The 7,962-nt window shown below is 47.0% G+C and carries 8 protein-coding genes; 2 read left to right on the top strand and 6 right to left on the bottom strand.

Going from position 1 to position 7,962, the window contains the following annotated elements; translation table 11 throughout:
- The coding region (locus AAB417_01235) for an SPFH domain-containing protein (GenBank protein ID MEK7630641.1) at positions 1–458 on the top strand (458 nt) is incomplete at its 5' end.
- Between the two features lie 9 nt (positions 459–467).
- Here AAB417_01235 and AAB417_01230 read toward each other — a convergent pair.
- Positions 468–1,286: an orotidine 5'-phosphate decarboxylase / HUMPS family protein gene (locus AAB417_01230; protein MEK7630640.1), complete on the bottom strand. Its 819-nt coding sequence runs from the start codon at positions 1,284–1,286 to the stop codon at positions 468–470.
- Between the two features lie 249 nt (positions 1,287–1,535).
- Here AAB417_01230 and AAB417_01225 point away from each other — a divergent pair, with 249 nt between their 5' ends.
- A complete protein-coding gene (locus AAB417_01225; GenBank protein MEK7630639.1) occupies positions 1,536–2,381 on the top strand; it encodes a DMT family transporter in 846 nt (281 codons plus the stop codon).
- A 291-nt stretch (positions 2,382–2,672) separates the two neighbouring features.
- Here the strand turns inward: AAB417_01225 and AAB417_01220 are convergent, their stop codons facing one another.
- Genes AAB417_01220 through AAB417_01200 form a run of 5 tightly spaced genes read right to left on the bottom strand, consistent with a single transcriptional unit; the run spans position 2,673 to position 7,935 of the window.
- Entirely contained in the window at positions 2,673–3,494 is an 822-nt protein-coding gene (locus AAB417_01220; protein ID MEK7630638.1) for a bifunctional 5,10-methylenetetrahydrofolate dehydrogenase/5,10-methenyltetrahydrofolate cyclohydrolase, read from the bottom strand.
- A complete protein-coding gene (gene glyA / locus AAB417_01215) occupies positions 3,491–4,711 on the bottom strand; it encodes a serine hydroxymethyltransferase (GenBank protein ID MEK7630637.1) in 1,221 nt (406 codons plus the stop codon). Before glyA ends, AAB417_01220 begins: the two co-directional genes overlap by 4 nt.
- A complete protein-coding gene (locus AAB417_01210; GenBank protein ID MEK7630636.1) occupies positions 4,708–5,367 on the bottom strand; it encodes an L-threonylcarbamoyladenylate synthase in 660 nt (219 codons plus the stop codon). Before AAB417_01210 ends, glyA begins: the two co-directional genes overlap by 4 nt.
- The gene (locus AAB417_01205) at positions 5,316–5,594 is read right to left on the bottom strand and encodes a hypothetical protein (GenBank protein MEK7630635.1); all 279 of its coding nucleotides are present in this window, start codon (positions 5,592–5,594) and stop codon (positions 5,316–5,318) included. Before AAB417_01205 ends, AAB417_01210 begins: the two co-directional genes overlap by 52 nt.
- A gap of 4 nt (positions 5,595–5,598) precedes the next feature.
- Positions 5,599–7,935 (bottom strand): class I tRNA ligase family protein, encoded by a 2,337-nt coding sequence (locus AAB417_01200; protein ID MEK7630634.1) that lies wholly within the window; start codon positions 7,933–7,935, stop codon positions 5,599–5,601.
- Positions 7,936–7,962: the final 27 nt, after the last annotated feature.

Raw genomic sequence — 7,962 nt, 5'->3', positions numbered from 1 at the left:
ATTACACGCTTGCGGTTTCCCAATATGCACAAGCGGCACTTCGAGATGTTATCGGAAGTATTGAGCTTGACTCACTCTTGTCAGAAAGAGAAAAAAATGCTGAAGAAATTCAAAAGATTGTTGCTCAGGCAACAGGGTCTTGGGGTATTTTAGTTACTGATATTAAAATCCAAGATATAGAACTTCCGGCGGACATGAAGCGTATAATGGCGAAGCAAGCGGAGGCAGAACGTGAACGCCGAGCAGTTATCATCAAGGCAGAAGGAGAATTCGCAGCGTCAGAACGGCTTGCTCAAGCGGCTGGTGTTTTAAGCAGTACGCCCGGTGGTATTTCAATGCGAACTCTACAAACAATAGAGAAAATAAATCCCGATCCATCTAAAACAGTTATCTTTGCTTTGCCAATAGAATTTTTTGAAGGAATAAAAAGTCTTTCGAAATATTTGGACAAGAAATAAAAGCAGTTGTTATTTGATTTCTTTCAAAAATCCTTCGATGAGGGCGACAGTGTCGTCCGTCTTTTGAAGTACTGATTTCCAAATCACAACAATATCTGCGTCATTAAAAAATGACCGTTGGACCTCGCGGAGCGTATCACCTCCCGCGATTGAGATCATAATATTGTAGTTGCCCTTTATACGACGGATTTCGTGTAAAGGAATTTGTTTTTCCCGATTAAACTTTTCCTCGTCTACACCTCGGTGGATAATAACGACGGGAGGAACTTTTTTTAACGCACGCAAAACTGACAAAGGAAATTCGACATTCATCATGTCAATCATCGCGTCCAGTCCGTGCTCCTCGCATTTTTCCACAAATGAATTGAGAGTTTCTATTGGTGCACTTCCTAAAGCAATAGCCGCGCTCGCTCCGCCTCGTGCGGCTATTTCAACTTCTGTCTCGCCTCTATCCATTGTTTTCAAATCGGCAACTATGTAAGGGAAAATTTCATCTTTTTGTATGGTTTGAGGAGTCGATTTTTGAACGGTTGCTGTTCCAATAAATGCTGATTGAAACAATGTCGAGAGTACGGAATTCGCCGATACATTAGCCATAGTCACAGGTACTAAAATTTGCCCTGACAAGTGCGCTTCATACCAATTACGAATTTTGCGAATCCCGTACTCACCATATCTTTTGATAAGCGGTGTTCCCGCTTCAACAATAATTCTGTCGCTTTTTGGTAAACTGTTGATTATCTCGTGGGCGTCTTCAAGCGTGCCATTCAACGCCACCTGTAAGTAGCGTTTTTTCGGACTCAGTCTATTTGCTGATTTGCGCACCATAAGTAATCTCATTATATTAGATTTTGATGAATTTTACCAATTGATCCGGCGCAAATCAGCAAACGCAAGAAGTTCGCGCGGAAAAATGTAAAAACAAAAGTCAGCCGAGGTTTTGCCAAATCCTTCCCCCAGAAAATAGTTTTCGCAAAACCGAGTCCGCATTTGAATTCTGTGACGAAATTCATTACCTCACTTTGTTTTGGAAATAGGTGCGAGTTTGGTACAATACAGACACAGTATAATAAAAGAATGCATTTTCTCTTTCCTCTTGTAGGCAGTATCTCGCAAGGCACTTCGTTTGTGATTGATAAGACAATTCTTTCGATGCGCCGTGTAAGTTTCCGCACGCATATTGGGATCGGGTTTCCTATATTCTGGCTGATGATGCTGGGCGCTTTTTTTATCTTTCGCCCACCACTTTTCCCATCAACTGATATCTATTACTTGGGACTCATGGCGATCGGTATCGTACTTTCGCTCGTCACCAATATTTTTTACTACCGTGCGCTTGATGCTGACGAACTCTCTGATCTTGAAATTGTCGATCTCTTTCGCAGTATACCCATCATCGTCGTGAGTAGCATTCTTTTTGCTGACGAGCGCAATCCTATTCTTTTTGCAGCAGGACTTGCCGCGTCTCTCGCTATTATCTGGTCACACTGGCAACGCGGGCATTTCTCCATGCAAAAGCGTACGGTGCCATTTCTTTTGTGGGGCATTATGGCAGCGCCCGTATCAGCTGCAATTGCAAAAGTGCTCCTCGCCGTTTGGCATCCGGTAGCGCTTTTTCTTATACAAGACAGTGTGGTGACCTTTTGCGCTCTGTATCTTTACGGCCGTGAATTTAAAAAAATTACCCCAAAATTGTTGGGGCTCCTGGTACTCTCAAGCGCATTGAGTGTCGGTGGATGGATATTATTTGGCCTGAGCTACCAACAGCTTGGCGTTGTACACACTACACTTCTTTTCTCAATCCAACCGCTTATCGTATACTTCGCCTCACTCATCATCTTAAAAGAGCGCCACCACCCGAAAAAAACAGTGGCGTTCCTGGTAGTACTCGCGGCAATCCTAGTCGCGGAGTTTTATCGCTAACGCTTGCGCTTTTCTGTAGCTGGATTTAGGGTAGAAAGAGAGAACCTCCTTTTGAGGGAAAGGGAAAGCCATGAGTGATGTACAGGCTGGTAGTCGGTGCAAGCTGACCCGAGCGATCACACACGGCGATAGAGTTCACCTGCGTGGGACCGAGGTGACGGTACGACGTATTCAAGACAACGAAGGTCGCGCCCTCGTCATGGCCACACTCGACTCTAGCGAACGGCTTGCGCTGTTCATGACTGACCTCGAACGGATCGACTCGCAGGAGGCATAAGCCTCCTCTTTTTTTTATTCTGTGAGCGTGAGAAGATTTTGAAATACGAGCGCCACCGTCAGAGGCCCTACCCCGCCTACGGGCGGTGTTAGGTGTGATGCTTTTTTTGATACCGATTCTTGATCGACATCGCCCACCAGCAGGCCGCCATCTTCTGATGTACCCACATCGATAACCGCCACAGTATCTTTCACTATGTCACCCGTAATCACGCGCGGACTACCGAGACCTGAGACAACGATATCAGCATCACCGAGCATCTCATGATTTACCTGATCGGCTCCGTGAAGCACCGTGACGACAGCCCCCGCCCGCATCGCCCACATAGCTACTGGCTGACCTACGAGGCGACCTCTGCCCACTACAGTTATTTTTTTACCCAACACTTCAACCCCATAGTGCTCGAGTAATAATTTTACCGCCCCTGCTACCGGCGGCATGATGCGTGACTTGCCAACGGACACATTGCCAACCGCGCGTGCCGAGAGCACATCGACATCTTTTTCGGGGATAATGGCATTGAGAATCGCCTGCGTATCTATGTGCTTTGGGAGTGGCAACTGTACAATAACGCCGCTATTGCGTGACTCGTGCACGATATCACGCATGCGCTCTCGTAAATTGTTGGTAGAAATATCTGCCGGCAATTCATATCTCTGTGTTTCGATACCAACACTTTTGGCAAATGCTTCTTTGAACTCGACAAATTTTTTTGATGGCGCCGACTCGCCTACTATCACAATAGCGAGGCGGGGTTTCGGTGACATACCCGATACGCGCGCCACAATATCGCTCTTTATTTTTTCGACTATAGGTTTTGCCTCTAAAAAAATCATTTCTGTTGGGGGAATTGCTTGGCAAGGCGCGCAACATCTTTTTGGATAGCGTGCGCAAGCGCACCTTTGAGCGCTTCATCAATGAGACCTGCGATCATGCGCATCTGGGGTTCACGCATGCCACGCGTGGTGACGGTAGGCGTACCAAGCCGAATCCCTGATGGATCGCGAGGTGAACGAGTATCAAATGGGATCGTATTTTTATTTACGATAATACCAGCGCGTTCGAGTATGTCACTCGCCTTCCCTCCTGAAATACCGTGACTCTGTGTATCAACAAGAATCAAATGCGTATCAGTACCGCCTGATATAACACGCCAACCTCGCGCTGCGAGCTCATCTGAAAGGGCTTTAGCATTCTTGATAATCTGTGTCGCGTATTTTTTAAACGCGGGGGTTGATGCCTCTTGCAGTGCTACGGCTGTAGCTGCAATCTGATTTGCATGCGGGCCACCTTGTAAGCCGGGAAATACCGCTTTATCAATCTTTTCTGAAAATTCTTTTTTGGAGAAAATGATTGCCGAACGCGGACCGCGAAGTGTCTTGTGTGTGGTAGTCATCACAATATCCGCATAGAAAAACGGCGATGGATATACCTTACCAGCAACGAGCCCTGCAAAATGCGACATATCGACGAGCAAGAGCGCGCCCGTGCTATCTGCGATCTCGCGAAACTTTTTGAAATCTATCGCGCGTGGATACGCGGTAAACCCAGCGACAATCATTACTGGTTTCTCTTGTTGGGCAATACGGCGGATTTCATCATAATCAAGCGTTTCGGTTTTTTTATCAACGCCGTAGGCAACCTGTTGCCACACCTTGCCCGTCATACTGACCTTGTGTCCATGTGAGAGGTGCCCGCCCATATTGAGCTCAAGCCCCATGATCTTGGCACCAAGCGGCGCCAACGCAAAATATACTGCAAGATTTGCGGGAGACCCCGAATAAGGTTGAACATTTACACTCCATGTTTTATTTGAGATACCAAAAAGTTTGAGCGCGCGCGCTTTCGTCAAATCTTCGAGCGCATCGATATATGTGTTGCCACCATAGTAGCGAGCTTTAGAATACCCTTCCGCGTACTTATTGACGAATATACTACCGAGAGCTGCGCGCACATCAGCTGAAGTATCGTTTTCAGACGCGATCAAATTGATAACGCCTCCTTGGCGCCCTGACTCGTTTTTAATAAGTTTTTCTATTTGCTTGTCTTTCATTGAAATGTTGTCTTAAAAATCTCTTGGAGACGCTCGCGCGATATAGGCCCCGTGCGTAAAATCTTTGGCGGCGTGATGGTAAAATCAACGACAGTTGACGCTATACTATCAGGCAAATCTCCCCCGTCAACCATCAGCATACCTGTATCGGCGCTATCTTCAAAATCACGAGCAACCGCGGCACTATGTGTTTGCGCAGGTTGGCCCGACTTGTTTGCTGATGTCACCGACATCGGCTTGCCATAGGCATCAATGACTGCGCGGACAAACGCATGGTTGGGTACGCGCACGCCCTCGGTACCACCACCTGTTATCTTTTGAAACACGGCGGTGAACGGTCCGGGCCAGAGCTCCATAAGACCTGATTTTATTTTTGGCACGATCACAACATACTCTGCCGCCATCGCAAGTGATGCGACTAAAAGGGCAATGGGTTTTTGCTCGTCGCGGCCTTTGAGTATGATGATTTGCTCGAGCGCTGAGGGTTTATCATACGCACAACCGATACCGTATACCGTGTCAGTCGGCATGATCACCACGCCTCCCTCGCGAAGTACCGCGACAGTTTTCTCTACAGCATCTGTATCGTCGATAAATGCTTTTTTCATCGCTTGCGCCACCAATACCGCTTCTCGATATAAATAATCCTCCACCATATAACACCGAGCATGTAGCCACCCGCAATACCGACGACCACAAGCATTGTGGAGAGAGCGTGGTGAATCTGCCAAAGTTGATCCCAAGAAAAACCAAAATTCCACCGCGCGAAATTATTGAGCAAAAGGTTGATATACCACATCTCGATGAGCGCGTGCGTAATAAGTTGCAATAAAAACCCAAGCACTGAAGCTGAGAGCAAGTAAACCATACGCTTAATCTGCATAGGTCTATTGTACCAAATTAATCAACTTCTTTGGTACAAAGATTATTCTCTTGGGTTCTTTATCCGCGAGTGCTCTTTGTATCTTTTCGCGTGAGAGGGCAAGTGCATGGGCCTCCGCCTCGGTGATATCCGCCGCTACACTGACCGTATCGCGCACCTTACCATTTATCTGAATAACAAGCTGAAAGGTGTCGTCAACAATTTTTGCCGGATCGTATTGTGGCCATGGACCCTTGTGAATAGTTTCCTTGGATCCGCGTAACGCAAAAATCTCTTCGGTGATAAATGGTGCAAACGGTGCGAGCATCAACAAGAAAACTGAATCGGCAAACGCATCAGGTTCGCTCTCCATTTGTGTCAATAAAACCATGAGCGCTGAGATGGCAGTATTGTTTTGCAACTCCCCCATATCTTCGGTAACTTTTTTTATCGTCTTATGCGCCAAACGCCCGGTCACCTCGCTCGATGCACTCGGATCGCGTTTTCCATTGATGTAGTAATCCCATGCACGAATCAAAAAGCGCATCATACCTTTGATGCCAGTATCACGAAAATCTCCCCCCTCCTCGAGCGGCGACATAAACGCCAGATACATACGAAGTGCGTCTGCGCCGTATACAGAAAAATATTCATCGGGGTTCACCACATTGCCGCGTGATTTTGACATCTTGGCACCATCCTTGGTAATCAGTCCGTGCGCGCGAAAACGCGGCATCGGCTCGCCACCTTTGTCCTTAGCAAAATCAACAAGTTTCAAATCATGAAGTGCCATCGAGACAAACCGCACATACAAAAGATGTAATACAGAATGCTCTGCCCCACCTATATATGAAGTGACCGGCAACCAGCGACGTGCGCGCTCGGGTGAGCACGGCTCTTTGTCGTTTTTTGGATCGAGATAACGCAGGTAATACCAGCTCGAATCCAAAAACGTATCGCACACATCCGTCTCGCGGCGTGCGGGTCCATCGCACCCAGGACACTGTGTCTCGTAAAACTCGGGGAAGTTCGCGAGCGGTGATTTGTCGGTACCAGTCGGGCGAAACTCTTTGACATCAGGCAAAAGTACCGGCAAATTTTCATCCTTCTCGGGCATCCATTTGGCACACACATCGCACCAAATCATCGGAATCGGCGCGCCCCAATACCGCTGGCGCGATACAAGCCAATCACGCAAACGAAAATTTGTCTTACGGTTACCGCCTGCACTCTGGACACCATCTTCAAAAGTTACAAGTGGCGCATTACTAATAGGAAGCTTAAATTTCCCTGCAAACTCACGATCACGCTCGTCATGCGCCGGCACCGCCATAATCGCGCCCGTACCGTATCCTGCGAGTACATAATCGGAAACCCACACGGGAACTTCTTTTTTGGTTGCTGGATTTATCGCATTGATGCCCGAGAAAATACCAGTCTTTTCTTTTTCTCCAGCGCGATTACCGGTAAGGGCACGCCGTGCGAGTGCGTCTTTGATATAGGCACGCACATCGTCAGATGCTTGCCAGCCGACATCAAGCCAGCTTTGTGCAAGCTCGGGTGAAACTACGCAAAAAGTCGCACCAAAAATTGTATCGGGCCGCGTGGTAAATATCTTGAGTTTATGTTTACCATCTGTCTGCTCGGGAATATCCGCGAGCGCAAAATCAATCTCAGCGCCCTTAGACTTACCGATCCAGTTGCGTTGCGCGATTTTTATTTTTTCTGTCCAGTCTATGCTTTCGAGGCCTGCGAGCAATCTATCTGCGTAATCAGTGATCTTAAAAAACCATTGCTCAAGATCTTTTTTGATAACTTTTGTCTGGCATCGTTCACACTCTCCCGCGATAACCTGTTCGTTTGCAAGTACGGTCGCGCACTTGGGACACCAATTGACCTCGGCTTTTTTGCGGTACGCAAGCCCCGCCTTAAAAAGCTGAATAAAAAGCCATTGTGTCCAACGATAATACTCAGGACCATAGGTCTCGAGCTTTTCTTCCCACGCAAAGCTATTACCAATAACATTGAGTTGACGGTAAAAATTCTCTTCAGTGACCTTGGAATGTTCTTTGGGATTTTTATTTATTTTCAGCGCGTAATTCTCAGCATTGATGCCAAATCCATCAAGTCCGATTGGCTGAAACACATCGTACCCCTGCATTCTTTTAAAACGACTATAAATATCAACGCCGGTAAATGTCCGTACACTACCAATATGTAAGCCTTCCGCTGACGGATACGGAAACATCATAAGACTGAAAAAAGGTTTTTTAGCACCGTCTAAATCAGGCTCGTAGATACGATCTTTGAGCCATACGGACTGCCATTTTTTCTCCAGCGCTTGCGGGTTATATTTCTTCATTAGTTTTCTTATCGTACGCCAAAAAGT

It is taken from the genome of Patescibacteria group bacterium (assembly GCA_038064855.1).
Classification (GTDB): Bacteria; Patescibacteriota; Minisyncoccia; order Ryanbacterales; family GWA2-47-10b; genus SICQ01.
The sequence above is the reverse complement of the archived record's forward strand: the minus strand, read 5'-3'. Positions and strand labels throughout refer to the sequence as shown.